Annotated in this window: 30 protein-coding genes; 26 read left to right on the forward strand and 4 right to left on the reverse strand. The window is 68.1% G+C overall.

Going from position 1 to position 26508, the window contains the following annotated elements:
* The first annotated feature begins 264 nt into the window (after positions 1–264).
* From ACFVWW_RS12710 to ACFVWW_RS12790, 17 genes are all read left to right on the forward strand, one after another.
* A complete protein-coding gene (locus ACFVWW_RS12710; protein ID WP_384336217.1) occupies positions 265–1143 on the forward strand; it encodes a hypothetical protein in 879 nt (292 codons plus the stop codon).
* Positions 1144–1272: 129 nt separating this feature from the next.
* Positions 1273–1983 carry a Flp pilus assembly protein CpaB gene (cpaB, locus tag ACFVWW_RS12715; protein ID WP_384181021.1) on the forward strand — a complete coding sequence of 237 codons (711 nt, stop codon included), beginning with the start codon at positions 1273–1275 and terminating at the stop codon, positions 1981–1983.
* A gap of 7 nt (positions 1984–1990) precedes the next feature.
* A complete protein-coding gene (locus tag ACFVWW_RS12720; RefSeq protein WP_384336219.1) occupies positions 1991–3274 on the forward strand; it encodes an AAA family ATPase in 1284 nt (427 codons plus the stop codon).
* Positions 3271–3729, forward strand: a complete 459-nt coding sequence (locus ACFVWW_RS12725) for a TadE/TadG family type IV pilus assembly protein (protein ID WP_386878447.1) — start codon at positions 3271–3273, stop codon at positions 3727–3729. Before ACFVWW_RS12720 ends, ACFVWW_RS12725 begins: the two co-directional genes overlap by 4 nt.
* A gap of 3 nt (positions 3730–3732) precedes the next feature.
* Positions 3733–4140 (forward strand): TadE family protein, encoded by a 408-nt coding sequence (locus tag ACFVWW_RS12730; RefSeq protein WP_384181026.1) that lies wholly within the window; start codon positions 3733–3735, stop codon positions 4138–4140.
* A 52-nt stretch (positions 4141–4192) separates the two neighbouring features.
* Complete coding sequence (locus ACFVWW_RS12735) at positions 4193–5530, forward strand: CpaF family protein (protein WP_384181028.1); 1338 nt, start codon at positions 4193–4195, stop codon at positions 5528–5530.
* Between the two features lie 17 nt (positions 5531–5547).
* Positions 5548–6486: a type II secretion system F family protein gene (locus ACFVWW_RS12740; RefSeq protein WP_384181030.1), complete on the forward strand. Its 939-nt coding sequence runs from the start codon at positions 5548–5550 to the stop codon at positions 6484–6486.
* 14 nt (positions 6487–6500) lie between these two features.
* Positions 6501–7373 (forward strand): DUF5936 domain-containing protein, encoded by an 873-nt coding sequence (locus ACFVWW_RS12745; RefSeq protein ID WP_384181032.1) that lies wholly within the window; start codon positions 6501–6503, stop codon positions 7371–7373.
* Between the two features lie 72 nt (positions 7374–7445).
* The gene (locus ACFVWW_RS12750; protein ID WP_384336243.1) at positions 7446–8759 is read left to right on the forward strand and encodes a sensor histidine kinase; all 1314 of its coding nucleotides are present in this window, start codon (positions 7446–7448) and stop codon (positions 8757–8759) included.
* 48 nt (positions 8760–8807) lie between these two features.
* Positions 8808–9914 (forward strand): response regulator, encoded by a 1107-nt coding sequence (locus ACFVWW_RS12755; RefSeq protein ID WP_386878446.1) that lies wholly within the window; start codon positions 8808–8810, stop codon positions 9912–9914.
* Between the two features lie 230 nt (positions 9915–10144).
* The gene (locus ACFVWW_RS12760; protein WP_384181038.1) at positions 10145–10375 is read left to right on the forward strand and encodes a hypothetical protein; all 231 of its coding nucleotides are present in this window, start codon (positions 10145–10147) and stop codon (positions 10373–10375) included.
* A gap of 62 nt (positions 10376–10437) precedes the next feature.
* A complete protein-coding gene (locus ACFVWW_RS12765; RefSeq protein ID WP_384181040.1) occupies positions 10438–11025 on the forward strand; it encodes a pilus assembly protein TadG-related protein in 588 nt (195 codons plus the stop codon).
* A 32-nt stretch (positions 11026–11057) separates the two neighbouring features.
* Positions 11058–11654 carry a hypothetical protein gene (locus tag ACFVWW_RS12770; RefSeq protein ID WP_384181042.1) on the forward strand — a complete coding sequence of 199 codons (597 nt, stop codon included), beginning with the start codon at positions 11058–11060 and terminating at the stop codon, positions 11652–11654.
* A 4-nt stretch (positions 11655–11658) separates the two neighbouring features.
* Positions 11659–12273: an OmpA family protein gene (locus ACFVWW_RS12775; protein ID WP_384181044.1), complete on the forward strand. Its 615-nt coding sequence runs from the start codon at positions 11659–11661 to the stop codon at positions 12271–12273.
* A 236-nt stretch (positions 12274–12509) separates the two neighbouring features.
* Positions 12510–12650 carry a hypothetical protein gene (locus tag ACFVWW_RS12780; protein WP_384336229.1) on the forward strand — a complete coding sequence of 47 codons (141 nt, stop codon included), beginning with the start codon at positions 12510–12512 and terminating at the stop codon, positions 12648–12650.
* Positions 12651–12945: 295 nt separating this feature from the next.
* Complete coding sequence (locus tag ACFVWW_RS12785; protein ID WP_386878445.1) at positions 12946–13515, forward strand: DUF4240 domain-containing protein; 570 nt, start codon at positions 12946–12948, stop codon at positions 13513–13515.
* Complete coding sequence (locus ACFVWW_RS12790) at positions 13512–14132, forward strand: SMI1/KNR4 family protein (RefSeq protein WP_386878444.1); 621 nt, start codon at positions 13512–13514, stop codon at positions 14130–14132. The genes ACFVWW_RS12785 and ACFVWW_RS12790 overlap by 4 nt, the downstream gene beginning before the upstream one ends.
* On the opposite strand, the gene ACFVWW_RS12795 is transcribed toward ACFVWW_RS12790, so the two are convergent.
* Together ACFVWW_RS12795 and ACFVWW_RS12800 are read right to left on the reverse strand one after the other, a co-directional pair.
* Entirely contained in the window at positions 14133–15665 is a 1533-nt protein-coding gene (locus tag ACFVWW_RS12795) for a S1 RNA-binding domain-containing protein (RefSeq protein ID WP_386878443.1), read from the reverse strand.
* A gap of 51 nt (positions 15666–15716) precedes the next feature.
* The gene (locus tag ACFVWW_RS12800) at positions 15717–16052 is read right to left on the reverse strand and encodes a hypothetical protein (RefSeq protein WP_384336237.1); all 336 of its coding nucleotides are present in this window, start codon (positions 16050–16052) and stop codon (positions 15717–15719) included.
* Positions 16053–16136: 84 nt separating this feature from the next.
* Here ACFVWW_RS12800 and ACFVWW_RS12805 point away from each other — a divergent pair, with 84 nt between their 5' ends.
* From ACFVWW_RS12805 to ACFVWW_RS12835, 7 genes are all read left to right on the forward strand, one after another.
* Complete coding sequence (locus tag ACFVWW_RS12805; protein WP_386878504.1) at positions 16137–16439, forward strand: hypothetical protein; 303 nt, start codon at positions 16137–16139, stop codon at positions 16437–16439.
* 280 nt (positions 16440–16719) lie between these two features.
* On the forward strand, positions 16720–17796 hold the full coding sequence (locus ACFVWW_RS12810; protein WP_386878442.1) for a hypothetical protein: 1077 nt from the start codon (positions 16720–16722) through the stop codon (positions 17794–17796).
* A 289-nt stretch (positions 17797–18085) separates the two neighbouring features.
* Positions 18086–18427: a hypothetical protein gene (locus ACFVWW_RS12815; protein WP_386878503.1), complete on the forward strand. Its 342-nt coding sequence runs from the start codon at positions 18086–18088 to the stop codon at positions 18425–18427.
* A gap of 397 nt (positions 18428–18824) precedes the next feature.
* Positions 18825–20336 carry a polymorphic toxin-type HINT domain-containing protein gene (locus ACFVWW_RS12820; protein WP_386878441.1) on the forward strand — a complete coding sequence of 504 codons (1512 nt, stop codon included), beginning with the start codon at positions 18825–18827 and terminating at the stop codon, positions 20334–20336.
* Complete coding sequence (locus ACFVWW_RS12825) at positions 20323–20721, forward strand: CPCC family cysteine-rich protein (protein ID WP_384181051.1); 399 nt, start codon at positions 20323–20325, stop codon at positions 20719–20721. Before ACFVWW_RS12820 ends, ACFVWW_RS12825 begins: the two co-directional genes overlap by 14 nt.
* 106 nt (positions 20722–20827) lie before the next feature.
* Entirely contained in the window at positions 20828–21913 is a 1086-nt protein-coding gene (locus ACFVWW_RS12830; protein WP_386878440.1) for a phosphotransferase family protein, read from the forward strand.
* Positions 21914–22044: 131 nt separating this feature from the next.
* Positions 22045–22845 carry a hypothetical protein gene (locus ACFVWW_RS12835; RefSeq protein ID WP_386878439.1) on the forward strand — a complete coding sequence of 267 codons (801 nt, stop codon included), beginning with the start codon at positions 22045–22047 and terminating at the stop codon, positions 22843–22845.
* Between the two features lie 30 nt (positions 22846–22875).
* On the opposite strand, the gene ACFVWW_RS12840 is transcribed toward ACFVWW_RS12835, so the two are convergent.
* Entirely contained in the window at positions 22876–23265 is a 390-nt protein-coding gene (locus tag ACFVWW_RS12840) for a DUF192 domain-containing protein (protein ID WP_386878438.1), read from the reverse strand.
* Positions 23266–23404: 139 nt separating this feature from the next.
* On the opposite strand from ACFVWW_RS12840, the gene ACFVWW_RS12845 reads away from it, so the two are divergent.
* Positions 23405–24262, forward strand: a complete 858-nt coding sequence (locus ACFVWW_RS12845) for a prepilin peptidase (RefSeq protein WP_386878437.1) — start codon at positions 23405–23407, stop codon at positions 24260–24262.
* An 88-nt stretch (positions 24263–24350) separates the two neighbouring features.
* Entirely contained in the window at positions 24351–25151 is an 801-nt protein-coding gene (locus ACFVWW_RS12850; protein WP_386878436.1) for a class I SAM-dependent methyltransferase, read from the forward strand.
* A gap of 41 nt (positions 25152–25192) precedes the next feature.
* Here ACFVWW_RS12850 and ACFVWW_RS12855 read toward each other — a convergent pair whose 3' ends face one another.
* A complete protein-coding gene (locus tag ACFVWW_RS12855) occupies positions 25193–26356 on the reverse strand; it encodes a winged helix DNA-binding domain-containing protein (RefSeq protein WP_386878435.1) in 1164 nt (387 codons plus the stop codon).
* Positions 26357–26508: the final 152 nt, after the last annotated feature.

The raw sequence follows: 26508 nt of genomic DNA on the forward strand, positions 1-26508 counted from the left end.
GGGCCCGTGGACCCAACCCGGACCCAAAGCGGCGTAGTTGTGTCAGGAGTCCCGCCCGATGAGTCATCAATTGAAACGTGAGTAAACAGCTGACTGCTTCGCCCGTTTTCGGTGGCGTCCTACCCGCGTGGACTGTTGCACTGAGAGCTGAAAGGTGTTCTCTGCACCGTAGGACGTGGATAAAGTGCGTGGGGCAGGTGCACGGAGCAGGAGAGATCTGCGGTCGCCGGGACTCCGGCGGCCGGAGCTGAACGGGGAACCAGCGTGCCGACCGCGATTGCTGTCACCAGCCCTGATCTGGTGTTACCACCGACGGATCAGCAGACGCCGACCGCGGCGCTGCTCCAGTCCCCGGACGCCCAGCCGTTGGAGGCCGCGCTCGCGGACATGCAGGTGCTTCTCGAACAGCACGGCTATGTCGTCGCCCTCTACCCGGCCAGCATCCCGGTGGCGCACCAGCGCCGGCTGCACACCATCCGGTCCGTCATGGAGAGCGACCGCATCGCACTGCTGAAGCTCGACCTGCCGCCCCTGGGTGTCGCCGTACTCGTGCGCCAGATGCGGCAGTTGTCCATCTGTGACTTCAGCCCGGGAGTCGTCGCCTCGGCGGCTCGCCTGCTCTCGCACTACATATACGCCGGAGCGCTGCTCAGCTCCGTCACCAAGCTCGACCGCGTTCCGGTCAGCCTCAAGACACATGCCAAGTCCTGGGTTCCCGGCTCCCAGTTCGCCGTACTGGCCAACCCCGTACCGCAGTTGGTCAAGATCGGCGGCGGAGAGCTCGCCGGTCCCGAGTTCGGTACGCAGCTGCTGATCGCCAAGGGGCAGTTGCAGTCGGAGTGGGTCAGCGAAACCCTGGCCCCCGCCTGGCGGGTGCAGGGCGTGCAGGAGGCGGCCCTGCCGGCCGGGTCGCCCCGTTGGTGGGGCACCAACAAGATGGTCGAGTTCGCCGCCTTCCTGCCGGACATCTCCGTCATCTACCAGCTGGTCTCGTCCGTGCGACGGGAATCGTGCTCGTGGTGCGGTATCGAACTCATAGGCGACCGCTGTGGGTTCTGCTCGGCCCCGCTCCACCCCGCCGAGAACCAAACCGACGCTCCAGGTGTCCTGAACCAGGGAGCCCCCATGCATCACGGCTCGTAAGCGACGACCGGTACCGCTCTCCGGACCGCTCACCCCGTCCGGACCGGCCGCCGCGGCTCAGGCACTTCGCACACCACGTTCCGATCTCTGTCCGCTCAGTCAACGCTTCTGAACGAGGTCTTCCCGCTCATGAATTCACGTCAGCGCCGTGGCGTCATACTTCTGCTCCTGTCAGTTCTCTGCGCCTTTGGTGTGTTCGCCGGCGTCCTGTCCGTGATCAGTGACGTGAACTCCAAGGTGGGTCCGGAGGTGACGGCGTACCGCATCAAGTCGGACGTGGCGCCGTACACGTCCCTGGACAAGGGCCAGTTCGAGAAGATCTCGATGCCGAAGCGCTGGCTGTCGGAGAACGCCGTCACGGACCTGTCAGTGGTGGAGGGCAAGATCGCCGTCAACCAGCTGAAGAAGGGATCCCTGCTCCAGGACGACATGGTCGTCCCCAGGCCGAAGATCGGGAATGACGAGCAGGAGATCGCCATCATGATCGACGCCGCGACGGGGGTCGCGGGCAAGATCAGGCCGGGTTCCTCGGTGAACATCTTCGCGACGTTCGCCGGCAGCAGGGAAGGGGAGGCGGACCAGTCGCGGATCATCGTCGCCAACGCCCGGGTCATCGATGTCGGCCGCCTCACCGCGCTGGAGCCCAACGAGGAAGACCGCGGTCAGCCCACCAACGCCGTACCGATCACCTTCGCGCTGAACACCACGGACGCCCAACGCGTCGCCTACGCCGAGTCCTTCGCCGAACACGTACGGCTGGCCCTGCTCTCCGACGGCAGCCCGACCACGCTGCGCCCGGGCGAGGGTACGTACGAGCTGAGCGAAGACAAGAACAAGTGAGGGCGGTATGACGACACGCATCCTCTCGGCCGTCGGTGACGCCGACGCGGCCCGGTCCATCACCACGCTGCTCAGCCAGCTGCCCGACGCCGAGCCCGCGAGCCCGGTGGGCGACTCGACGACGCTCCTCGACACCCTGGCCCGGCTGGCGGGCGAGTCGATCGACGAGCTGCCCGAGGTCGTGCTGGTGCACGAGCGGATCGGACCGGTTCCGGCGCTCGAGCTGATCCGCGAGGTGGCCCTGCGCTTCCCCGCGGTCGGGGTCGTACTCATCACCACGGACGCCAGTCCCGGGCTCTTCTCCGCCGCCATGGACTCGGGCGCGCGCGGGCTGATCGGGCTGCCGCTCAGTTACGAGGACCTGGTGACCCGGGTCCAGGCCGCGGCCAACTGGTCCATCGGGGTACGGCGCCATCTGGGCCAGGGCAGCGACGCCTTCACCGGCCCCGGCGGCACCGTGGTCGCCGTCGCCGGCGGCAAGGGCGGTGTCGGTACGACGGTGGTGGCGGTCCAACTGGCCCTGGCCGCCCACGCGTCGGGCCGGACCACCGCACTGGTCGACCTGGACCTCCAGTCCGGTGACATCGCCTCCTATCTGGATGTGCAGTTCCGCCGCTCCATCGTGGACCTGGCCTCCATCCAGGACATCTCACCCCGAGTGCTCCAGGACGCGGTCCACACCCACCCGACCGGGCTGGGACTGCTGCTCGCGCCGGGGGAGGGCGAGCGCGGCGAGGAGGTCACGGACCGGGTGGCCCGCCAGATCGTCAGTGCGCTGCGCCAGCGGTACCAGGTCGTGGTCATCGACTGCGGCGCCCTGATGAACAGCGCCAACGCCACGGCCGTCGAGATGGCGGACAAAGCGGTCCTGGTGACGACTCCGGACGTGGTGTCCGTCCGGGGCGCCAAACGCATGGTGCGGCTCTGGGACCGGCTGCAGATCCGTAAGGCGGAGGAGACGATCACCCTCGTCAACCGCTACTCGCGCAATACCGAGATCCAGCCGCCGCTGATCGAGCGAATCACCGGAACCCGCGTCGCGCGGGTGGTCGTCCCGGCGAATTTCAAGGAGCTCCAGGGCGTGGTCGACTCCGGCCGTATGCAGGACCTGGAGGCCAAGAGCACGGTCAAGCAGGCGCTGTGGGGTCTGGCCGCCGAACTCGGCCTGGTCACCGCCGCGGAGAACGAGGGCAAGGGCGGAAAGCTCGCGAACGACCGGGGCTCGGTCGCCTTCGGGCGGCGTTCGCGCGGCACCACATCCAGAGAAGGGAAGAGGGGGACAGGGGGATGAGAACCGTCAGGTTCACCAGGCTCAGGAACCTCACCAGGCTCAGGAACCTCACCAGGCTCAGGAACTTCACCAGGCTGGGCAGGGACCACGACCGAGGTCAGACGGCGGTCGAGTTCATCGGCATGCTGCCGATCATTCTCGGCACCTGCATCATGCTCTGGCAGGCCGTACTCATCGGCTACGCCTACACGCTGGCCGGAAACTCGGCGGACGTGGCCGCGCACGATGTCGGCATCATGCGCGCCGGCGACGGCTGGGCGGCGACGTGCACCGAGGGTGCGCGCAGGGGCCTCGCCGACCATGACTTCACCCTCGCCGACGCGGAGTGCGACCTGGACGAGGAGCACCGCTCGGTGCGAGCCAAGGTCGAGGTGTCCGTTCCGGTGCTGTTCCCCGGCTTCATCGACTTCCCGTTCAACGTGACCGGCGAAGCCAGTTCGCCGCAGGAGGGCTGACCCATGCTCGCAGCCGTCGAACGAGAACGGGGCCGTGGATGGGGCCGCGGAAGAGACCGCGGCAGGGGCAGGGACCGGGGCCAGACGGCCGTCGAGTACATCGGCTTCCTGCCGTTCCTGATCCTGATCGGGATCGTGGTCATCCAGCTGGGCATGGCGGCGTACGCGATCCAGCAGGCCGGCACGGCGTCCCGTACCGCCGCGCGCATCGCCTCGCACAACAACGCGGGCGACCCGGTGGCGGCGGGCAGGGCCGCGGTCAGTGACTGGATCCGCGACGGAACCCAGATCTCCATGGCGGGCGGTTCGTACGACGCGGCGAAGGCGACGGCGCGGGTGGAGATCCCGAAGATCATCCCGTGGATCGACTTCGCCCCGATCGAGCGGTCGGCGACGATGCCGCGCGACTGACCGACGTACGGATCGACGGAACAGCCGAGCACGGAATAAGGAGTTGGGACAGATGGGTCTTCTGGAGCGCAGGGGCGCCCCCGAGGAGAACGGGGGGAACCGTGAGGACGGCCATCTCGTCGCCAGCTACCGGTCGAAGCTGCTCCAGGAGATCGATCTCGCGGAGATGTCCGCGCTCGCGGCCGCCGAACGCAGGATCCGCCTGGAGCGGGTCCTCGGCCACATCATCAGCCGCGAGGGCCCGGTCCTCTCCACCGTCGAACGCGCCCAGCTCATCCGGCGGGTCGTCGACGAGGCTCTGGGCCTCGGCATTCTCGAACCCCTCCTCGAAGACGCCTCCGTCTCCGAGATCATGGTCAACGGCCCGGACCAGATCTTCGTGGAGCGCGGCGGCCGGGTGGAACTCCTGCCGATGCGGTTCGCCTCCAACGATCAGCTGATGCAGACCATCGAGCGCATCGTCTCCACGGTGAACCGCCGGGTGGACGAGGCGAACCCCATGGTCGACGCCCGTCTCCCGAGCGGCGAGCGTGTCAACGTGATCATCCCGCCGCTGTCCCTCACAGGCGCGACCCTCACGATCCGGCGCTTCCCCCGCGCCTTCACGCTCCGCGAGATGATCGGCCTCGGCTCGCTCGACGAGCACATGCTCTATCTGCTCTCCGGACTCATCCAGGCCAAGCTGAACGTCATCGTGTCGGGGGCCACCGGTACCGGAAAGACGACCTTGCTCAACGCCCTCTCCGGACTGATCCCGGAGGGCGAGCGCATCATCACCATCGAGGACTCGGCCGAACTCCAGCTCCAGCAGTCGCATGTCATCCGGCTGGAGACCCGCCCTCCGAATGTGGAGGGCAAGGGCGAGATCACCATCCGTGACCTGGTCCGCAACTCTCTGCGTATGCGCCCGGACCGCATCATCGTCGGTGAGGTCCGAGGCGGCGAAACGCTTGACATGCTCCAGGCAATGTCAACCGGTCACGACGGCTCGCTCGCCACCGTCCACGCCAACAGCGCGGAGGACGCGCTGATGCGACTGCAGACCCTGGCGTCCATGTCCGAGGTCGAAGTCCCCTTCGTGGCACTCCAGGACCAGATCAACAGCGCCCTGGACGTCATCGTCCAGCTGACCAGGCATGGCGACGGTTCCCGCCGGATCACCGAGATCGCCATCCTCGACTCGCACGGCCGCGAGCCCTTCAAGATCACCTCGGTGTGCCGCTTCGTCGCGCAGCCCATGGCGGCCGACGGAAAGATCTACGGAGAGTTCGAGTACTACCCGGTCCCGCGCAAGATCGCCGACCGCCTCTACATGGCGGGCCAGCCGATCCCGCAGGCCTTCGGTGTCGCCGCGTCCGACGCACAGCTCGCCACCCGCGAAGCCAAGTAGCCAGTAGGAAGACAGAAATGGATAACCTCGCTCAGCTGACGATCGGTGCCACGCTGGTCTTCTGCGTGCTCGCGGTCGCGGGCGTCCATGTATTCGTGTCGGGCAAGGCCCAGCGCGAGGCGCTCGTCCACCGCCTCTCGTCCACCCAGCAGATACCCGTGGTGGGGCGCCGCAGGCGCTTCCAGGGCGTGGACCGCAGGCTGAAGAAGACGGGTCTGGGGAAGAAGGTCGAGATCAAACTCTCGGCCACCGGACTCGATCTCACACCGGGTGAGTTCTTCGTCTACATGCTCGCCAGCATCGTCGGGTTCTGGTTGATCGCCACTTCCCTCCTGGCCTCCTTCTTCGGCCCGATCGCCGCCCTGATCGGCCTCTGGGCGGCCTTCGCGTTCCTCAACTGGCAACGCCAGAAGCGCATCGAGCGCTTCATCAACCAGTTGCCCGAGCTGTCCCGCATTCTCGCCAATGCCACCCAGGCCGGGCTTGCGCTCCGGATGGCCCTGACGATGGCGGCCGACGAACTGGAAGAGCCGGCCGGTGAGGAACTCGCCAAGGTCGCCAACGCGCTGGCCGTCGGCCACTCCCTCGACGACGCCCTCGGCGAGCTGGCCGAACGTCTGCCCTCCCGTGAGCTGGTTGTGCTCGTGACCACTCTGGTTCTCTCGAACCGCTCCGGTGGCACCATCGTCAGCTCGCTGCGCAACCTCACCGAGACGCTGGAGGAGCGCAAGGAAACACGGCGCGAGGTACGCACCCAGCTGTCCCAGATCATGATGACGGCCTACATCGTGCCCGCGATGGGCCTCGGCTGCCTGCTCTTCATCGACAACCTGTACCCCGGCGCCCTCGACAAGATCACCGGCTCCGCCTTCGGACAGGTCACTGTGCTGATGTCCCTGTCTCTCTACGGGCTCGGCTTCTTCCTTGTCCGCCGCCTTGCCAAGATCCAGATCTGAGAGGGACGGACACCATGGAACTCCTGCTCGCACTCGCCGCGGGACTGTGCACCGCGGGCGCCTTTTACGGTCTCAAGCTCTACCGCGCCGACGCCAAGCTCCCGGGAGACCTGGCCATCGCCCTGGAGGTCGGCTCCTCCCGCACCAGTGCCGTCGGTTCCGGTATCGACCGCCTCGGCATGCGCTACGCACCCTCGGTGCTGCGCTCGATGGGCCCCAAACGGGTCAACAAGCTCCGTGTGCGTCTCGACATGGCAGGCAATCCGGGCGGTCTGACCGTGGACCGGTACGCCGCACGCCGTGTCGTCTACGGTGTGATGGGCGCGCTGGGCGCATTCTTCATGCTCATCAACGGACACCCGATCTTCGCTCTGGCCTTCGTCGGCTTCGGCATCTGGTGGATCGAGATCGGCATCTGGTCGGCGATGCGGGAACGCAAGGCCTCCATCGAGCGCACACTCCCCGACTTCCTCGATGTCCTCGCGGTGGTCGTGTCGGCCGGGCTGGGCTTCCGCCAGGCCCTCGACCGCGTGTCACAGAAGTACGAGGGGCCCTGGTCCGACGAGCTCAAGATCACGCTGCGTCAGATGGACATGGGTGTCAGCCGGCGTGATGCCTTCGAGCAACTCCGCAAGCGCAACGAATCCGATCAGGTGGCCCAGTTCGTCACCGCGCTTCAGCAGGGCGAGGAGCTCGGCGCCCCCATTGTCGACACGCTGATCGCCATCGCCAACGACATGCGGCGCACCGACGCCCAGAACGCACGCCGCAAGGCGGCCAAGGCCGTTCCGCAGGCCACCGGCATCGTGACGATGCTGATGGTCCCCGCGACCATCCTGCTGATCGGCGTCGGCATGTTCCTGGGATCCGGAATGGGCCTCGGCTGAGCAGCCACCGATCACCGAGGAAGGAGGGGGAGGACCGTGGCAGTTGATCCGGCGTCGAGCGGCGTCCAGTCTCTGGTCGCTCAGGGCGGCGCTCTCGTGGGCGGAGCGGCGGTGACCGGCGATACGGCCGAGCCCGCCCTGAAGATCCAGCTCAGCGCGCTTCAGGCCATGTGCCGTCAGGTCTTCGGTTTCCGGCTCGCGATGATCGGACTGGCCACCCCTTTCGCGCTCTATCGCACCGCGCCCGGCTGGCCCACCTGGCTCGTGGGTCTGGCCATCCTGATCACCTTCATGGGCTCGTATGTGCTGTTCCGTGACTGGGAGCGCTTCGGACCGTTATTGCTGCGGCACCCCGCCCTGCTCGGAATCGATGCCTTCTTCGGCGCTCTGCTGCTGTTCACGGCCACCCCGGCGAGCCCCCTCAGCTATGTGACCATCTGTACGCCGCTGCTGGCCGGTCTCGTCTATGGCTGGCGGGGCGCGGGATTCTTCGCCTCACTCACCGTGCTGATCATGGCCCTTGCCTATGTGGCCAATGAACAACTCGACGTATCTCTCATCGATTCGAGTCTCTTCCCGGGGCTCTGCGTTGTCGTCGGCGCTGTCGGAGTCACCCTGCGCGGCATGATGCTGCGCTTCGGGACGGCGACGGAGGCGCTCAGCGAGGTCCGGGCCCGCCTGGCGGTCACCGAGGCCGTGGACGGCGAACGGGCCCGCCTCGCGCGGGAGATGCACGACTCGGTGGCCAAGACACTGCACGGCGTGGCCATGGCCGCCGACGGTCTCGCCAGTTCGGCCGGCCGGATGGATCCGCTCACCGTCAGGCATCAGGCCGAACTCGTCGCACGCTCCGCCCGGCGGGCCGCCGCGGAGTCCCGTGAACTTCTCTCCGACCTGCGCCGCAAGAGCGATCTCGGAGCCGAGGGGGTGGATGTGATGTCCGAACTGAACGCGCGCGTCGATGACTTCGCCCGCCGGAGCGGCATCCAGGCGTCCTGCCACCAGCTCGGTGACACTCCGGTCCCCGAGGTCCCGCACGCCGTCGCCCGACACCTGCTCACCATTGCCTCCGAGGCGATGGAGAACGCCCACCGCCATGGCCACCCGACCTATGTGGATGTGGGAGCCGGAGTGGTGGACGGAGCACTGCGCATCAGGGTCTACGACGACGGCCGCGGGCTTCCGGCGGGCACCTCGCTGGACGAGCTCAGGCGGGCGGGCCATTTCGGTCTCGTCGGCATGGTCGAACGGGCGGCCGGCATCGGCGCCCGTATCCGGATCGGAAAAGGGCGCGCGGCCAAAGGCACCGAGGTCCGTCTCGAGTTCCCCCTCGGGGCCCTGCGACCGGCCTGGCAGCACGCACCGGCACCAACGCTCGAGAAGTAGTCAGTTCACCCGCACTCTCCACCCCACACCCCGAGAGGAGGCCGCATCATGCCGGACGACATGTCTTTCGCATCAGGGCAGCAGAACACGCCCTCGTCGCATGTCTCCCAGCACTCGTCGTCGCACAGCACTCCGATCCGTTCGGAGCACACACCCGCGCAGGTACCGATCCCTCAGCCGGCCGCAGCATCCGAAGGCTTCCCCGCTCTGCCCGCCCTTGAGTCCCAGCCATTGAGGGTGGTGATCGCGGACGACAACCCGGTCGTCCGGGCAGGGCTTCAGGTCCTGCTCTCGGGGCGTGATGACATCACGGTGGTCGCCGAGGCGGCCGACGGACGCCAGGCCTATGAAGCAACCCAGCAGCACCGTCCGGATGTCGTACTGCTCGACGTCCGCATGCCGGGCGTGGACGGCATTTCCGCGCTGCCGCACCTGGTGCCCATCGCGCCCGTGATGATGCTGACGTACAGCCGCGAGAGCGAGATCGTGCAGGAGGCGCTGCGCCTCGGAGCCGGCGGCTACTTGGTCCACGGGGAGTTCACCGCGGACCAACTCGTCGGAGCCGTCAAGGACATCAAGGAGGGCAGGGCCCACTTCACGGCGTCGGCGGCCAACGCTCTGCTGGCCCACATGCGTGGAGGCGCGCAGCCGGCGACCCCGCAGCAGCTTCCCGAAGGTCTCGGCGCTGTGTTCACCACCGGAGTGCCCTTCGGGACGGGACAGGCGGCCCCCACACCGCAGGGCGGTGCGACTGCACACGGTTTTCCGTTGCACGATGCACCCACATGGGGCCCCGATTCAGGCCATGGAGCGGGCAGTCAGGTACCGATTGCATTGCGAGGACCTCAAGGGTCTTCGCATGTGCAATCAAATGTGAGACAGTCGGTACCTGCGCAACAGCCACGTTCCAAGGAAGACTTCGGACTGAGTTCCAGGGAGGTGGAAGTGATGGACCTGATCTCGGCCGGAATGACCAATCAGCAGATCGCCGCCACCTGCTTCATCAGTGAGAAGACCGTCAAGAATCACATCAACCGCATCTTCGCCAAGCTCGGCAGCGCCAGCCGCAGTGAAGCCATCGCGATGTGGCTCGGCACGGCTCGCGGACGGGGCGACGGCGGCGGTACGGGGAGGGGTGCGGCAAACCATGGCTGAACGGGGGGCGGCGGGTCCGAGCCATGAGGCCCGGACCGTGAACAGGGGGGCCCAATCTTCGCTTTGGGCCTTGGATTGGGCCCTGGGGCCCTCTTCCGGAACCCCCGACGCGTCGTACATTTCTCGTGTCGAAAGCGGCACCGGCCAGGAGGAAGCCGGAACCGACGGAGACACCGAAGAGACTTACGAGTCGGCCGGCACACGGTCGGCCGAACGCGGAGGGGAACATCATGTCGAACATCGTTCTGAAGGCTGCCGTCGACACCAAGGTCCGTGTCAGTGGCTGGGCGAACACGACCGTCGAGGCGATGCAGCGCAAGGGCGACAAGGGCCAGACCGCGGTCGAGTACATCGGCATGCTGGTCGCGGTCATTGCGATCATCGCGATGGTCGCCACCATGACGGACATCGGCACCACGATCGGCAACAAGATCAAGGAAGTTGTCGGAACGGCCGGCTGACGATCGCCGTTACACGGAAGTACCGCGAGGCAGGGCAGGCTTTCCCCATCTACATCACGGTGGTGGCGAGTCTGCTCTTTCTCGCGTTTGCGTACTTTGTGGTCGGCAAGGTCGCCGACAAGCGCAACGATGCGCAGGGGGCAGCCGACGCCGCCGCGCTGGCAGCCGCGCAACAGGCTCGGGATCAGATCGGACGGGACCTTCTCGGTTCCATCCTCGACCCGGTCGACTGGAAAGATCTGCTCGATGGCCGAGGATTCGGCACCGGCAGTTCGTGTGCCGAGGCAGGACGGTTCGCGACGAGCAACGAATCCAGACTGACCGCTTGTGACCCGTACTTCGGCGCACGCTGGGGATTCACCGTCAAGGTCGAGACTCGGGACACCGTGGGCCGGTCGGTGATTCCCGGCACGGCGAACAAGAGGGGGAAAGCGACGGCCAGGGCGATTATCGAGCCCCGCTGCAGCTTCGAAGTGAAGCCCGCGCCTGACGACGGTGACGATCCGGGCAGCGGTGAGGAAGACGACAAGCCCGTGTTCCCTGGCGTGGTGCGCTGCGACTCGGGAGACTTGCCGATCGACCCGGAGAGTCATGACCCCCTGCCAGATCTGGCGGACCTCTTCAAGGTTCGCCTCGTCGAGTCCGATTGACCGAGTGAATGACTAACAGAGGAAGAGCAGAGATGAGCATGCGGAAGATTTCGCAGGCCCGACGGGCGGCGGCGGCCGTCATTGCGGCGTCGGCCCTCACTTTCACATTGGCTGCCTGTGGAGGAGACGACGGCAAGCCGAGCGAGTCCTCCAAGTCGAAGTCGGACTCGGCCACAGGTGATGCGCCGAAGGGTCAGGTCAGCGCCTCGCAGGAGCCGGAGACGGTGATCGTGACCCTCAAGGGCGACAAGGGGATCCTTCTCGACATCACTTCGGTCGTCCGTGACTCCGGTGGCTTCGTCACCGTCAAGGGATTCATCAGGAACCCCACGGACAAGGAGTATTTCGAGACCGCTTCCTGGACGGGCCCCGAACTCGAACTGATGAAGGGCGCCGGAGGCGGCTCGCTCGGCGGAGCCACGCTGGTGGACAAGACGGAGAAGAAGCGCTACTACATCCTGCGCGACACGGAGAACCGTCCTCTGGCCACCACCGGAATCCCGACCATCAAGCCCAACGCCAAGACGCCCGCCTTCATGCAATTCCCGGCCCCGCCGGACAGCACCACCGAGGTGGATTTCCAGATTCCGACCTTCCAGTCCGTCACCCTCAAGTTCTCGGGTGCGTGAGTCGATGTCGAAGCATCTCCCGAGGAGGAGCCTGGCCTTTGCCGGCTCACTCACTCTTGCCCTGACGATTTTCACGGGTCCGGCGGCCCTCGCCGATGGGCCCGACCCCACCCCTTCCTCGGTGGCCGGGACCGAGGTCGATCAGAGCGACCCTGATCTGGTCATGGTCGACGGTGCGACGCTCGCTCCGCCCAAGGTCCTCGAGATCAAGTCGGTCGTGGGTGACGAAGGCGGAAACGAGCAGCGTGAGGACTCGAACTCCAACGTCAAGTTCAATCTCCAGGCCGAGGTTCTCTTCGGAAAGGACAGCGCGAAGCTGAGCCCTGCCGCGAGCTCGCGTATCCAGGAGATCGCCGACGAGATCAAGAAGCAGAACACCACAAAGGTCCGGGTCTTCGGCTTCACGGACAACCTCGGCTCCTCGGCACACGGCGATGTGCTGTCCAAGCAGCGTGCCGATGCCGTTCAGGGTGAGCTGGTGAAGGCGCTCGGGGCTTCGGACATCACGTTCGAGATCCGCGGCTACGGCGAGCAGTATCCGATCGCCGACAACAACAAAGAAGAAGGCCGTAAGAAGAACCGGCGCGTGGAAGTTTCCTTCCCGCGCCTCACGGGTTGATCCGACGCACCCATGAAGTGGGTCTGTAGGGTCTCAAAAGTCGCTGCATAATCTCAGTGAGAACTGCACGGCGGCGGCATTTATGTCGCCGCCGTGAGACTCGCAGGTCGGGGCGTCACCTATTCGAGTGACGAGAACAGTGATCCATCCCGCTGGCGTTCGCCGCGCTGGCGCCTTGGCTGCACAGGAAGTTGATGTGTGGCTGGAGGTGTGCGGTGGGGGAATTCGCTACGTCTGTGAGCGTCCGTCCCGAGGGGCGTGCGGTGGTGGAGGACCGGGCCTGGAGCGAGGTGTCCGTCGAGCTCTTGGCGTCGGCGGTGCCGTGGCGAACGTTCCGCTGGTTCAAGGGGCAGAAGCACTACTCGGGTATCTACTGAAAGTTTCCACCTACCCCACCCTCGGCGCGGCAGCCCGTGACATGGGCGTCAACGGGCCCACCCTCGGCACTCAGATCAACCGCCTGGCCCGCGAACTGAGCCGAACGGGGTCGCCCCATGAAACTCACGCCACTAGGCAAGCGGGTCGTCAGGGCCGCAACGGGCTGGCTATCCGCACCGTGACTCCGATGAGACTCGGAACGCAGGGTCGGCTCGGCCTCCACCGTGATCTGGAGTGGAGGCCGTCCACCCCAACAGGAGCCGTTGTCAGCCCCAACTGGCAGAGTGCCCAACCATGGACACCTCTGAGTTCTGGACCATCATCGAGGCCGCCCGCTCGGCTGACGGGCCAGACAGGCCTTTCGTCGAAGCCCTGGTTGATGAGCTGGCCGCCCTCACCAAGGACGGCATCCTCCGCTACCAGGAACGCTTCGACGAGGTGCATGACGCGGTGCACCGATGGGACGTGTGGGCTGCCGCCTACCTCATCGGCGGCGGCTGCTCGGACGACAGCTTCATGGACTTCCGCGCCGGCCTGATCGCGCTGGGCCGCGACTGGTACGAGAAGGCAGCGGCTTGTCCAGACAGTCTTGCTGAGCACCCGGCAGTGATCGCCGCCACAGAGGCGCACCGTGACGAGGCTCTCTTCTACGAGGAGGTCAACTACGCCGCCAGCGAGGCGTTCAAGCGCATCACCGGCGATGGAGAGGACTTCTACGAGGCATGGGACGAGTACAGAGCCTCACGGGACAGTTCCGAACAAGACTCCGAAGGCATGGGCGAGGACTTCGACTTCGATGACCTCGATGAGATGCGACGTCGACTCCCGCGGCTCGCCGCCCTCTACCTCCGTGACACTCCATGACAGACCTCGCCAAGCGGCGACTCCGCATTGCGATGTCCGCCCTTTCCGGCGCTATTCCTCACGACCTCCACCGCCCTCCCCTTGGCTGGACCGGTGTTCGGGCATGGGAAGCCGAACATGTCCTTGAACTGCCTGAGCCATACCGCGCGTTCGTCGCGGAGATCTCCAACGGCACTCGGGGAGGTCCATCCGCTCCGCATGGGCTTCTCCCACTGGGACAACTCCCCGAGAGCTGGCAGAGCTGGGAAGCCGAGTGCTGGCTGAGCCCCGAACCATTCGATGGCACCGCGCTGCGGAAGCCTGCGGCGTCATTCCCCCTCGAGGAGGAATGGCAGTGGGAGTACGACTACTACGACCACGGCCAGCACTCGCCCCTACTGCATGGCATCTATCAGCACGGATCGATCCTCCTGGGCAGCAACCGCGGCCGTGAGTTCTGGATACTCGTCGTAACTGGACCTCAACGCGGCCGGGTGTGGTGGCTGGGGGACGGATGCGCGGCCCCCTACGCCGATGCGGGAGAAGAAGCAGAACCGGAAGTCGACTTCGTGTCCTGGCTACAGGACTGGCAGGCTGATCGAGGGTGGTGGTCTCAGGACCCGGAAGACCTGGACTGATCAGGAGCCGGGTTTGTCCTGGCCGGCGGAGATCGCTTGCCGGTGCGAGAGGGTGATGCGGCGCTGGGCCGGGTCGATGTTCAGGATCTTCACGGGGAGCGCGTCGCCGACGTGGACGGCCAACTGCGGATGGTCCGGGTGTCCGTCGCCCAATTCGGTGTTGTGCACCAGCCCCTCGAAGCCGTTCTCTTTCTCTTCGATGCGTACGAACACGCCGAACGGTACGAGCTTGGTGACGCGGCCGACGATGGTCTGGCCGATCAGCCCGGCGAGCAGTGGCATCGGGTCTTCGTGCAGGGCCTTGAGTGACAGTGACACCCGTTCGCGGATCGGGTCGACGTCGAGAATTTCGGCGCTGATCTCCTGGCCGACGGCAACGACGTCGGAGGGGTGGTTGAAGGGACGCCATGACAGCTCGGGGATATTGATCATCGCTTCGAAGTCACCGATGTCCACAAAAGTGACCCAGAAATCCGCGATCCGGGTCACCCGGCCGGTGACGATCGCACCTCGGTGAAGAGACTTGAGCAAGGCCCATTTCCGGGTGCTCGGGGTGGGGTCGATCTCCCAGCGGGCCCGTACCATTCCGTCGCTGTCGGGCAGGACGGCGGCGAGCAGCGGGACGCGTTCGTCGGCGTACATGGGCAGGATCATCGCGGCGGAAGCGTCGGAGAGACGGGCGGGCAGCTCCGGAAACTCGTCCTCGTCGGCGCTGGCGCTGTGCATCCGCCCAGCCCTGTCCTGCCAGACACACTCGACGTAGCCCTCGGCGGGGAGCGTGGTGAGGACCGCGTCGATGTCGGAGGACAGGTCCGGCCATACGGCCAGCCGGGCTCGGGGAGCGAGCCCGGCGCGGACCGTGTCGATGTTGTCGGGGGCGAGGCGGTGCCATCGCGTGGAGTTGTGGGCGTACTGCTCTTCGAGGATTCTGGAGTTGCTCCACTGCATCGACCAGCGCAGATGGGCCCAGAATTCGTCGTCGGCCGGCCTCTGGGGGCCTTCGTCCTCGGCTTCGAAGTCGTACGGAGAGGCGTCGGTCCGCTCCGGGAACAACCCGAGCGCGCGGGTCCGGGCCACTGCGGTTTCGCAGGGCCGACTGCTGCCGATGTACATGTACTGGTCCCAGCCCACGTGCACGGCGAAGGTGTCCTCCACCTCCAGCCGACACCAGGCGCCACCGTCGCGCAGCATGACCCGTACAAGACCCATCGCGGTACCGACCGATACCTCCGCACCATCGTGGAAACCATCCGGCCCGGTCGGGAAGAAAGCGTTCAGCCCGAAGCCGTCCATCGGTGACTCCAGCCCGAAGCTCACGCATGGCACCGGGAGATGAGGCTCGCGCACGGCCAGGCGCTCGATGCCCGTGTCTGAGGCGAACGCCTCGATCGCTTGAAGATAGGCACCCTCGACCTGGCCGTGGTCGCTGACCGTGTCCTCGGGACCGGTGTAGTGGCCGTGCTCATCACGGTCGGCGGGGGCGTACTTGGTAACGCGATAGACGTAGGGCAGCACGCCCCCATCTTCCAGCATGGTTCGGACGCGGCCCCGCGCAATGCCACTACGCACTGAGTGACCAAGCACTCAGATCTCGAATTCCGAGCCGATGTTGTTCCACATGAACTCGCCCCTCCAGTCCGCCTTGCCGACAGCCCATCCGAGCAGGGCGGTCAGGACCTTCTCCTGGGAGATGGTCCGCGTCTGATAGTGCTCGGCCGCTACGCCATCCCGGAACTCGAGTTGGTACGTGTTGTCGTCGCGCAGCAGTACCTGGATGTACCAGCTGCCCTCGATGCCCTCCTCCACGCTCTCAAGGATCAGATGAGCGTTCCCACGACGGAGGTTTGCCAACATCCTGCCTATCGTCGGCTTCGAAGGCTTCTCCTTCACGAGCCCAGCCGCATCGGTTGCAATCAGCATGGCGTGATCCTCCACCATGGCGCTGACAGCACCTCGGTGAGCAGGGAGAGCACTCCCTGGGACCATTGGTTGGTGACCACATGGATGCGCTGCTACTGGGACGAGGAGGACACCTGGTTCTACTTCGAGGTCGGTGCCGCAGGCTGGGTGATCCGACAGATCGAGCTCGAAGGGCCTGAACTGACCCCGATCGCTGCGGCCTCCCTCAAGGAATGGCAGCGCGCCTACGACGCAGGCCGTCTCGACGAGTACGACAACAGGTTCGGGATCACCGCCGAACTGCCCGTCTCCGAGTGGGAAGGCCACGACCCGCTGTCGCTCGCCTCCGAGGAATTCGAAGAGGTCTGGAAGACCGCCCGCCAGGACATCGCCGCCCGTCCGTCATGAGCGCCAAAGCGGTCGTGAGGAAATGCCACTTGTCCTGAGACAAGAGCCCCGGCCACTGCGTGAGACAACCTGAGAAACAGCTGGTCAGCGCGACGCCCTATGACGTGTGCCGCGAGACCCTACAGGGTCGTGTAAGGCCTCAAGGCTCGCTGCCTCATCGCAGCGCGAGCCGCGTGGCGGCGGCATTTGTGCCGCCGCCATGCGGACTCGCAGGTCGGAGCGTTACGGTGACGATCTCTGGAAGGCAACTACTTTCCACGACAGGGGAGTTAGGTCGGGCATGGCACGTACGGCGGCGGCCCGGTGGGCGGCGTGGACGGCGGGGGTACTCATCGTTGCGCTGCTGGCGGCGTGGACCTGGTGGCGGGAGAGCGACAGTGCGGCCCGCTGGCGCTTCGAGGAGGCCATGGAGACCTACTGCGGGGGTGTGCTGGCCCACGAGAAGGGCCCGCTGTTCGAGGGCCTGTGGCCCCGTACGGAGCTGATGAGCGATCTTGCCCTCGGTCCGGACGCGTACTCCTGCCTGCTCGGTGAAGCGCGGACGGAGGTGACCGTAGCGCTGCTTCGCGCCGAGGATTACCAGGACCGGGACTTGGAGCGGCTGCTGCCGCCCTTCAGTGGCAGCCTGCTGCCCGTACCGCTGACCGGCGGCTGGCGCGGTGCAGCCGACGGCGATTCGGTCCGGGTCCTGGTCAGCTGCCGGGGGGATGAGGATCTCGTCTCAGTGACGGTCGGCTCGTACCTCTCCCAGACCGCCTCCGAGGCGAAGGAGGCGCGGCAGGAGCAGGAGAGCGGCTGGCTCGACAGCGACCTGTACTGGGCCCGGTTCGCTGCCGCGACGGCCGTCAAGGCCTCGGCGCACTGGGGCTGCAAGGCCGAGGAGGGGAAAGCCCTGCGGGCGCTGCCCGCGGTCACCGGGCCCGAGCCGATCGCGGACGCGGACGGCACCTGCGGGGGCCTCCCCTTCGCCCGCGACGAGCGCCTGGACACGGTCGAGGAGACCGCGGCCGGTGGCAGCGCCCTGTACGAGATCTGTGAGGTCGGGGCCTCGCATTACTTCGACGAAACGTATGTCTTCTCTGCCCGTTTCGGCCCGTACGCGTCGCGCAAGCGGGGCCATGACACCACGCAGGCGGAGGCCGGAGCTGACGGCGGCACACTGTGGGCGAGCGCCCGCTGCCCCGACGACGCCGATCGCGCCCTGTTCACCGGGTCCGTGCCACCCGAGGCAGCCACCGTGTGGCTCCCCGGAGAGAAGGGCAGGGAGACCTTCGGACTGCCCGCCTTCCGGGAGTTCGCGGAACGGTCGGCCCAGCGGCACGGCTGCACGGACCTACGCCTGCCGACAGCCGGCTGAAGCCCTCAGTGGCCACCCCATGCCGGTACCGATTCGTCGCGGTCGGCGGGGTCGTATTTGGTGACGCGATAGACGTTGGGCGGCACGTCCCCATCTTTCAGCATGGGCTGCTGCCGGCCCGAGAAAATGCCATGGGGCCCGGGACTCAGACGCAGGAAGTGCCTTGAGGCACATGAGGGCATCGCCGTGAGATTTGCGAGGGTCGGGAGCATCTCAACCGGGCGAGCGCATCACAACCGGCTCTTGTCGAGCTGGCGTTATGGCCCACCATGGTCGCGTGACGACGTGGATGCGCTGCTACTGGGACGAAGAAGACATCTGGTTCTACTTCGAGGTCGATGCAGAAGGCTGGGTGATCCGGCAGGCCGAGCTCCAAGGGCCCGCGCTCACCCCGCTGGCTGCGGCGTCCCTCGACGAATGGCAGCGAGCCTATGACGCCGGCCGCCTTGAGGAGTACGACAACAGGTTCGGTCTCACCTCTGAGCTTCCCGTCCCGGAGTGGGAGGGCCACGATCCCGAGCAGCTGACCTCCGACGCCTTCGAGGAGGTCTGGGATGCCGCCCGGCGGCAGATCGCCGGCGCTGCTGGGCGATCGACGGCACCTGGGTGCGGGTCCTCACCGCGCTGCTGACCACAACAGTCACCGGGGCAGACCACCCGCGACTCGCGCCGAAGCGGGCCCCGCTTCTCCACACTGGTTACGACGACCTGGACCCACCATCCGCCCGGCGTAGCTCCCCAGCCGCAAGGACGACCTGCGCGGCCCCGGCCAAGCGCAAGGCTGGGATCGCGAACATGCTGCGCTGATCGCTCTCGAGGACGGCCACGTACTGGCTCTCCGTTCGACCGAGCCGCGTAGTGCGTCGGAACAGAGGCCCTGGCTTGGGCCCCAGGGCCCATGCCAGGGTGCCAATCAGCGGCTAACGTCCCGAAACATGTCGCGTACGGGGGTAGTTCGACGTCGGGTTGGCCATTGGCTGCTGAAGCGTTGGCCGCTGAAGCGTGGGCCGCGTACGGATGCGCGTCTGTTGGGGCTGCGCAGGGGGCAGTCGGGGCAGACAGCCGTCGAGTACGTGGGTCTGCTCGCGGTGGTGATCGCGATTGTCGGCGCGCTGGTGGCGACCGGCATCGGTCCGACGCTGGCGGACGGCATCAGAACGCAGGTGTGCCGGGTCGCCGGCGGGAGTGACTGCGGCGGCGGCAACGACACCGAAGCCGCCGGGGACCAGGGCGGTCAGGGAGCCGCCGACCCCGCCGCGGACACAGGTGGCACCGGAGGCACCGACGGCGCCGGCGGGGAGAAGACCCAGGCACAGCTGGACTACGAGAAGGCGCTGAAAGACCTTCAGGACGCCCAGGCCGCCGAGAAGTCGGACTCCGACAAGGCGAAGGAGGCCGCGAAGGAGCTGGCGAAGATCCTGGCGGACGAGCTGGGGATCACCGACGCCCTGGACTGCATCACCAAGGGCGACATGGGGGCGTGCACCGAGACGCTGATCAATGTGCTGCTCAGCGTCGTCGGCGGTGCGGTCGGCAAGCTCGCGGCGAAGTACGGGGCGCCGTGGAAGTGGAAGAAGGCCGTTCAGCTCGTCAAGAACCTCAAGAAGCACGGCGGGGATCTGTACGACGGTCTGACGGGGCTGATCAAGAACCGTAAGAAGGTCAAGGAAGCGGAGGGGAAACTCGCCGACGCCCGCAAGAAGCTGGACGGCGAGAAGAAGGACCCTCCGAAAAAGGACCCCGCGAAAGAGGAAGACCCCAAGAAGAACCCGCCCTGCACCAAGCACAGCTTCCTGCCCGGCACCCCGGTGCTGCTCGCCGACGGCAGCCGCGTCCCGATCGAGACCGTCAGCGTCGGTACGAAGGTCACGGCCACGGATCCCGCCAGCGGTCTGACGGCCACACGCGCGGTGACCGACACCATCACGACCTACAGCGACCGGGACTTCACCCGGCTCCAGGTCGTGGTCGACGGCCGGGCGGTTCCTCTCACGGCCACCGACACGCACCCGTTCTGGCTCACCGGCCGGGCCCGCTGGGTCGACGCCGGTGACATCCGGCCCGGCGACCGGCTGCGCACGCCGAGCGGAGCATCCCTCCGGGTCGCGTCGGTCTTCCGCTACACCGAGCGGCAGACCACCCATGACCTCACCGTCAGCGGCATCCACACCTACTACGTCGGCGTCGCCGCGCAGAACGCCCTCGTGCACAACTGCGACGAGTGGACCAGCAAGGGCAACCTCGACGAGCACTACGAGAAGCACGGCGACGAGATGGGGTACGAGTCGCAGCGCGAGTACGAGGAGGCCGCCAAGGACCTCTTGTGCGACTGTGACGGCGGTCGGCCGGGCGTCCTGGTCAAGGAGGCCTCGGAGGACGGCTCCATCCGCTACTTCGACCCCGCCACCGGGGAGTACGGCATGAAGAGCAAGAAGGGGATCATCAGCTTCTATAAGCTGGACGGCGGTCTGGCGGCGTTCAAGGGCATGCCGGGCACCATGCGGCCCAGGCGGCGGAGGATGCGGCGTGAGCGTGAATGACCATGACCGGGGCGGCCCCCCGTACCCCTGCGTCTGCTGCGGCCACACGGTCTTCGAGGACCCGCCCGGGTCCTCGATGATCTGCCCGGTCTGCAAGTGGGAGGACGACATCTCCCAGCTCCGCTGGCCGACGATGGAGCGCGGCGCCAACCGCGTCTCCCTCGTCGAGGCCCAGCGGAACTACCTCGCCTCGGAGGTGTCCGAGCTTCGCTTCGCGCACCGGGCCCGTCCCGCGGCCACGGGTGAGGAGCGCCCCCCGGGCTGGCGGCCCATCTCCGCCGACGAGGACTCCTTCGAGGACCCCCTCGTACAGGAACAGCCGTGGCCTGCCGACTGGACGGTGCTGTACTGGTGGACGGACCGCTTCTGGCGGCGCACCGCCTGAACGGGCCAGCGCTGCCGTTGGACGCGCCGCCGTTGGACCCGCTGCCGTTGGACGGGCTGCCGCCCGACGCCGGGCTGTCACAGCTAAGAGGAGGGGCGGGGGAGTAGTGGACGTGCCCTTTGGGGAGGAACTGCGGGCGGCGCTGGGCGCGCCACGGGGGGCACGGCGGCTGGGGAGCAGTCCGCGCTCGCTGGTGTGGCGGGTCGAGCTGGCGGACGGGACGCCCGCCGTCGTCAAACAACTCGTCGAAGGCCCCGGTGACGACGAGCGGTACGCCCGCGAGGTCGCCGCGCTGCGGCTCGCGGGGCGGGTGCGACCAGCCGTCGTACCGCGGCTGCTCGGTACGGACGAGCGTGCGCGAGTGCTGGTTCTGGAGCACGTGGAGCATCTGACCCCGGCCGAGGGGTGGCAGGTCGAGTACGCGGCGGCCCTGGCCCGGCTGCACGCGGCCGGCAGCGCGGCGGAGGCGGATGTGCTGCCCCGCTGGGCGGGGCCAACGGGTGACGACATCGACTCCTTCCTCGCCCTCGCCGGCGCGCTCGGTGTCCCCGTCCGGCCCCAGGTGCGCGACGAACTGGAGCAACTGACGCAGCGGCTCGGCCGGTTGCCCGGCCGGGTCGCCCTGCTGCACGGCGATCCGTGCCCCGGAAACGATCTGCACACCGCCGACGGGATCCGCTTCATCGACTTCGAGCAGGCGTCCCTCGGCAACGGGCTGATGGAACTCGCCTACCTACGGATCGGCTTCCCGACCTGCTGGTGCGTCACCGCCGCCCCGGAACCGCTGCTCCACGCGGCGGAAGCCGCCTACCGCTCCGCCTGGCGCGACGCGACCGGCGCCGAGCCGGAAGGCGATCTGGCCGACGCGTGCGCCGGGTGGCTGATCCGTGGCGACGCCCTCGTGCAACGCGCCCACCGGGGTACGGCCGACCAGTTGGCCAGGCTTCCGCGCCGGGACTGGACGTGGGGTACGGCCTCCGCCAGGCAGCGGCTACTGCACCGTCTCGGCGTGGTCGGACGGATGACCGCGAACGACGGCGACGCTGGTGACGGTGGTGACTGCCGTGACGGACGTGACTGCCGTGACGGCGCCACTCTGACCGGCCTGGGACGGCTCAGTACGGAGATGGCCGACCGGATGCGTACCCGCTGGCCCAGGCTGGGCCCGGTCCCGGTACGACGCCCGGACTGAGGGGTCCGAGGTTGGGTCCGGGGGCCCATGCGTGGCTGTGAAAGCCGTTGTTAGCTTGCGGAACAGCCACAGCCACAGCCACGGTCAGCCATGGTCAGCGGCGCCGTGCGGCGAGCGAGATGGGGTACGGGATGAGGAAGCGCACCGCGAGCATGGCACGGCGCATCACTCTGGCCGCGGCGGGCACCGCGCTCGCGCTGGGACTCGCGGGCGCCTGTGGGGGCGAGGCGAAGACCGACGGCCGGAGCGCGGCGGACCAGCCGGAGAAACAGGCAGACGCCGGTATCTCGACCCCGCCCAGCCGGTCGTCCCAGCCGCCACGGCCGTCCCAGCCGCAGCCGGATGTCACCGGCGCCGGTGCCAGTGGCGGCCGGGTGCTGACCCAGGCCGAGCTGGACCAGGCGATCCTCGCGGCCGGGGACGTGGCGGAGTTCGGCGTCGGCCCCATGGACGCACCACCCCCGCAGGGCGAGACCGCCGACCGGCCCGAGTGCCTGCCCCTCACCGCGCTGATCAACGGCAAGCCGGAGCCGCTCGCGAAGGCCGCCGCGTACCGGCAGCTCGTCGGTACGAAAGACGGCCGGCCCGCCGTCTCCGAGTTCCTCACCACGCACGGTGCGCAGGGCGCGAGCACTCTGCTCAGCCGGTTGCGCGCCGCCGTCACCGCCTGCGCGGACGGCTTCACCGCGACCGGCGGCGACGGGCCGTCCACGTACACGGATGTGAAGCGGCTGAGCGCGCCCGAGGCCGGGGACGACACGCTCGCCTATCAGGTGACGGGCGACTTCGAGGGCGATTCGGTCCCGCTGGTCTTCCATGTCGTACGGGTCGGCGGCACGGTGGCCACCTTCTACACCGCCAACTTCGAGGACGCCAGGACTCCACAGGTCCCGCCTGTCCTGCTGCTGACCCAGGCCGCCAAGCTCACCTAGGGTCCGGCGCCCTGCCGTACCCGCAAACCGCTATACGTCCAGGCTGACGCGGACACCCGGCCGCAGGCCCCACCGCGCCATCGCCCCGGCCTCCGCCTCCAGCACATGGCGCGCTCGCCACCGTGGCAGCGGCAGCCGTCCCGGCCGCAGCGTATGGACGTCGAGGACCTTCAACTCCTTGTCCAGGTAGGCCACATCGATCGCGAAGCGCATCCGGAAGGTGTGCACGCTGTTGCACGGGGTGATCAGCAGCGCGCCCTCGATCCCCTCGCGCCCGAGCAGGCCGCGCCGTCGCGCTCCGTAGGAGGCGGCGACCTCCAGATCCACCGAGCCGCTCACCGAGCCGTCCTGAGATCCGTCCACCGAGCCGTCCTGCCCCGCGACCGTCAACTGTCCACTGCCGTTACGCCATTTGCCCATGGCCGTAGACCGTAGCGCCCGGCGTACGGCCCTGAGTCCCGGACGGCACAGTCATACGGCGGACTCTGGGTCCTGGAGGGCCGCCAGTGGGCCCCTGGACCCATGACCGGGGCCCGGGCGCGGCTCTAGGGTCAGTGATGTGTACGCCACGCTGATCGCCGTCGCCCTTGTCTGGGGTGGAGCCACCGGACTGCTGCTGCCGCGCGCCGCGTACCGGCTCTCCGTCGAGCCGGAGGACACGTGGCGGGACAGCTGTCCGGCCGGACACCCGATCATCGGGCCCGCGCGCGGGTGGCTCGGCGGCGCCCGGTGCGCGACCTGTGACGCGGCCGTGCCGTCCCGTACGGCGGGAAGCCTCGGCGGCGATACGGCAACCCCCGATACGGCAACCCCTGACACGGCAACCCCCGACACGGGAACCCCCGACACCGGAAGCCAACACGCCCCGGTTACCGACGCCCCCTCCGTCCTCGTCCCGCTCATCACCGCCCTCGCCTGCGCGGCCCTCGCCGCCGCCACCGGCCCCCGCCCGGAGCTCGCCGTATGGCTGCTGCTCGCGCCCTTCGCCGTACTCCTCGCCCTCGTCGACCGCAATGTCCACCGGCTCCCGGACCAGCTGACGCTGCCCCTCGCCGCCGCGGCCGCCGTGCTGCTCGGCCCGGCCGCCCTGCTCCCCGGCGCCGCCGGCTCCTGGCCGACGGCGCTGCTCGGTGGACTCGTCCTCGGCGGGTGCTACTTCGTGCTGTTCCTGATCAATCCGAACGGCATGGGCTTCGGCGACGTCAAGCTCGCCCTCTCGCTCGGGGTCGTCCTCGGCTGGTACGGCTGGCTGGTGCTGTTCGTCGGGGCCTTCGCCGGGTTCCTGCTGGGGTCGCTGTACGGACTCGGGCTGATGCTGCTGCGCCGGGCGGGCCGCAAGTCGGCGATCCCCTTCGGCCCCTTCATGATCACCGGCGCCCTGCTCGGACTCGTCCTCGGCGGCCTCGCCGCCGCGTGACGTTCCGGTCGCGTGACGTTCTGTACGTTCCGTAGGGCGGCCTGAAAAGCGTTCGCCCGCGCCGGAACCGTCCTGCCACGATCGCTCCATGCCGCGCCCCCGTCCCCGTCCCCGTTCCTTCGAAGAGCTGATCGCCGAGGCCGAGGCGGTGTCCGTCGACGGCTGGGACTTCTCCTGGCTGGACGGGCGAGCCACCGAGGAGCGCCCCTCCTGGGGCTATGCCCGGTCGATGGCCGAGCGGATGTCCCGCGCCACCGCCGCCCTCGACATCCAGACCGGCGGCGGTGAAGTCCTCGCGTCCGTACCGGCGTTGCCGCCGCTCACCGTGGCCACCGAGTCCTGGCCGCCGAACATCGCGCGCGCCACCGCCCTGCTGCATCCGCTCGGCGCCGCGGTCGTCGCCGATCCGGACGAGCCGCCGCTGCCCTTCGCGGACGACGCCTTCGACCTGGTGGTCAGCCGCCATCCCGTACGCGCGTGGTGGGAGGAGATCGCCCGGGTCCTGCGGCCGGGCGGCACGTACTTTTCCCAGGAGGTCGGCCCGGCCAGCGTCTTCGAGCTGGTCGAATACTTCCTGGGACCGCAGCCGCCCGAGGCACGGGGGCACCGCGACCCCGAGCGGGCCAGGCACGAGGCCGACGCGGCCGGTCTCGACGTCATCAATCTGCGTACGGCGACGCTGCGCACCGAGTTCCTCGACATCGGCGCCGTCGTCTATTTCCTGCGGAAGGTGATCTGGATGGTGCCCGGCTTCACGGTCGAGGAGTACCGCGACCGGCTGGAGGCGCTGCACCGCCGCATCGAGAGCGAAGGCCCGTTCGTGGCGACGACGACACGCTTCCTGATCGAGGCGGTCAAGCCCGGCCGAGGACCGAAGCCCGACGCCTGAGGCCTGACGCTCCCACCGTCCCGCCGCCCGTCCCGCCGCGCTCAGGCGTGCGGTCCGACCATGACCTTTCCGACTGTCAGTTCCGGCTTCCCCTCAAGGATCTCGCCGGTCCGCTCCACCTGGGTCTCCAGCTCCCGCCGCTGCCCGGCGGTCAGCGTGCCCAGCGGTTCCACCGTCACCTCGATCCGCCGCCCGGAGCGGCGCTGGTGCCACACCCCGGCGACCGCGCCGTCCACGAGCAGTACGGGGAAGTTGCCGGCCTGCCCGCCCGCGAGAGCGCGTGCGTACGCCTCGCCGGCGAAGAGCCGCTCGCGGGGCTGCGCGGCGATGGAGTACGCGTCGAAGTAGGGGAGCAGCCGCACGCCCCGTACCGGTTCCGCCGGGAACGCGGTGTCGCCCGCCACCACCCACGCGCGGCCGTCCTCGAAGCCGGTCTCCTCGATGTCCCCCTCGGCGGCGAGCCCCGCGAACAGCTTCCCGGCCCAGGTCTTCGGCATGGCGAGCCAGCCGGCGAAGTGCCGCGGGGTGGCAGGCCCGTACGCGTACAGATAGCGGCGTACGAGCCCGGCGAGCGCGGCCGGTCCTGCCATCGGGGTGAAGCCGGGCAGCAGCCGGTGCGGATGGGTGTAGGTGACCTTGCGGCCGCGGTTGGGTCCGAAGCACAGCGCACCCCGGTACGCGGCCCGGTGCGTGATCTGACGCCAGCGCGGCCACTTCGTCTGGAAGGCGTCCATGACCCGGTCGCCGGCCCAGGACCCGGTGCGCGCGACGATCGCCTCGGTCAGCTCGTCCACGGTGAGCGCGGTGTCCGCCAGCGCGTCGGCGATGGCGGCGACGACGGCCTCCGACTGCTCCGGCGTCATCCTCACGTGCGCGGGCATCGGATCACGGCCCGTCGGCAGCGCGCCCAGCGCACCCGTCCACAGGGGCAGATCAGCCGAGGGCAGCAGATGGACGGTGCCGCGGGGGCCGAAGGTCTTCACCACACTGCCGTTCGTCCAGAGCGCGGTGCGTACGTCCGCGCGGGACGCGCCGTCCAGCCGGAGCGCGACGGAGAGCTCGGCCGCGGACAGTACTTGCGCGTGCGCTCCGAGCATGGCGCCGGCCACCGTCGCGGGGGAGGCGTTCTCGGCCGGGGCCAGCAGGCCCTGGCGCGCGAGCCGTCGGGCGCTCGCTTCGGTCCAGGTCACATCACGCGTCGTCATGGGGCGACCGTAGGAGCCGTACAGGTCAGTTTCTGTCCGCGTGTGTGCAGGGGGCGCCCCGGGTCGGGGTCGTTCCTCAGGGTTACGGCGCGGCGTGGCGTCTTCTCGCCACGCCGGGACGCGGAGCCCGTGAAAAGCCCGGAATTCCGGGC

Origin of the sequence: Streptomyces sp. NPDC058198, assembly GCF_042882605.1 — a bacterium.
In the GTDB taxonomy this organism is placed as follows: Bacteria; Actinomycetota; Actinomycetes; order Streptomycetales; family Streptomycetaceae; genus Streptomyces.

Bases quoted from the DNA above. Each gene is read 5' to 3' on its own strand.
- ACFVWW_RS12735 (WP_384181028.1), top strand. From the start codon at position 4,193: ATGGGTCTTCTGGAGCGCAGGGGCGCCCCCGAGGAGAACGGGGGGAAC.
- ACFVWW_RS12810 (WP_386878442.1), top strand. From the start codon at position 16,720: ATGGCACGTACGGCGGCGGCCCGGTGGGCGGCGTGGACGGCGGGGGTA.
- ACFVWW_RS12775 (WP_384181044.1), top strand. From the start codon at position 11,659: ATGTCGAAGCATCTCCCGAGGAGGAGCCTGGCCTTTGCCGGCTCACTC.
- ACFVWW_RS12720 (WP_384336219.1), top strand. From the start codon at position 1,991: ATGACGACACGCATCCTCTCGGCCGTCGGTGACGCCGACGCGGCCCGG.
- ACFVWW_RS12800 (WP_384336237.1), bottom strand. From the start codon at position 16,052: ATGCTGATTGCAACCGATGCGGCTGGGCTCGTGAAGGAGAAGCCTTCG.
- ACFVWW_RS12745 (WP_384181032.1), top strand. From the start codon at position 6,501: ATGGAACTCCTGCTCGCACTCGCCGCGGGACTGTGCACCGCGGGCGCC.
- ACFVWW_RS12730 (WP_384181026.1), top strand. From the start codon at position 3,733: ATGCTCGCAGCCGTCGAACGAGAACGGGGCCGTGGATGGGGCCGCGGA.
- ACFVWW_RS12850 (WP_386878436.1), top strand. From the start codon at position 24,351: ATGCCGCGCCCCCGTCCCCGTCCCCGTTCCTTCGAAGAGCTGATCGCC.
- ACFVWW_RS12740 (WP_384181030.1), top strand. From the start codon at position 5,548: ATGGATAACCTCGCTCAGCTGACGATCGGTGCCACGCTGGTCTTCTGC.
- ACFVWW_RS12835 (WP_386878439.1), top strand. From the start codon at position 22,045: ATGAGGAAGCGCACCGCGAGCATGGCACGGCGCATCACTCTGGCCGCG.
- ACFVWW_RS12795 (WP_386878443.1), bottom strand. From the start codon at position 15,665: ATGCTGGAAGATGGGGGCGTGCTGCCCTACGTCTATCGCGTTACCAAG.
- ACFVWW_RS12770 (WP_384181042.1), top strand. From the start codon at position 11,058: ATGAGCATGCGGAAGATTTCGCAGGCCCGACGGGCGGCGGCGGCCGTC.
- cpaB (WP_384181021.1), top strand. From the start codon at position 1,273: ATGAATTCACGTCAGCGCCGTGGCGTCATACTTCTGCTCCTGTCAGTT.
- ACFVWW_RS12790 (WP_386878444.1), top strand. From the start codon at position 13,512: ATGACAGACCTCGCCAAGCGGCGACTCCGCATTGCGATGTCCGCCCTT.
- ACFVWW_RS12840 (WP_386878438.1), bottom strand. From the start codon at position 23,265: ATGGGCAAATGGCGTAACGGCAGTGGACAGTTGACGGTCGCGGGGCAG.
- ACFVWW_RS12805 (WP_386878504.1), top strand. From the start codon at position 16,137: ATGCGCTGCTACTGGGACGAGGAGGACACCTGGTTCTACTTCGAGGTC.
- ACFVWW_RS12815 (WP_386878503.1), top strand. From the start codon at position 18,086: ATGCGCTGCTACTGGGACGAAGAAGACATCTGGTTCTACTTCGAGGTC.
- ACFVWW_RS12855 (WP_386878435.1), bottom strand. From the start codon at position 26,356: ATGACGACGCGTGATGTGACCTGGACCGAAGCGAGCGCCCGACGGCTC.
- ACFVWW_RS12785 (WP_386878445.1), top strand. From the start codon at position 12,946: ATGGACACCTCTGAGTTCTGGACCATCATCGAGGCCGCCCGCTCGGCT.
- ACFVWW_RS12760 (WP_384181038.1), top strand. From the start codon at position 10,145: ATGTCGAACATCGTTCTGAAGGCTGCCGTCGACACCAAGGTCCGTGTC.
- ACFVWW_RS12755 (WP_386878446.1), top strand. From the start codon at position 8,808: ATGCCGGACGACATGTCTTTCGCATCAGGGCAGCAGAACACGCCCTCG.
- ACFVWW_RS12725 (WP_386878447.1), top strand. From the start codon at position 3,271: ATGAGAACCGTCAGGTTCACCAGGCTCAGGAACCTCACCAGGCTCAGG.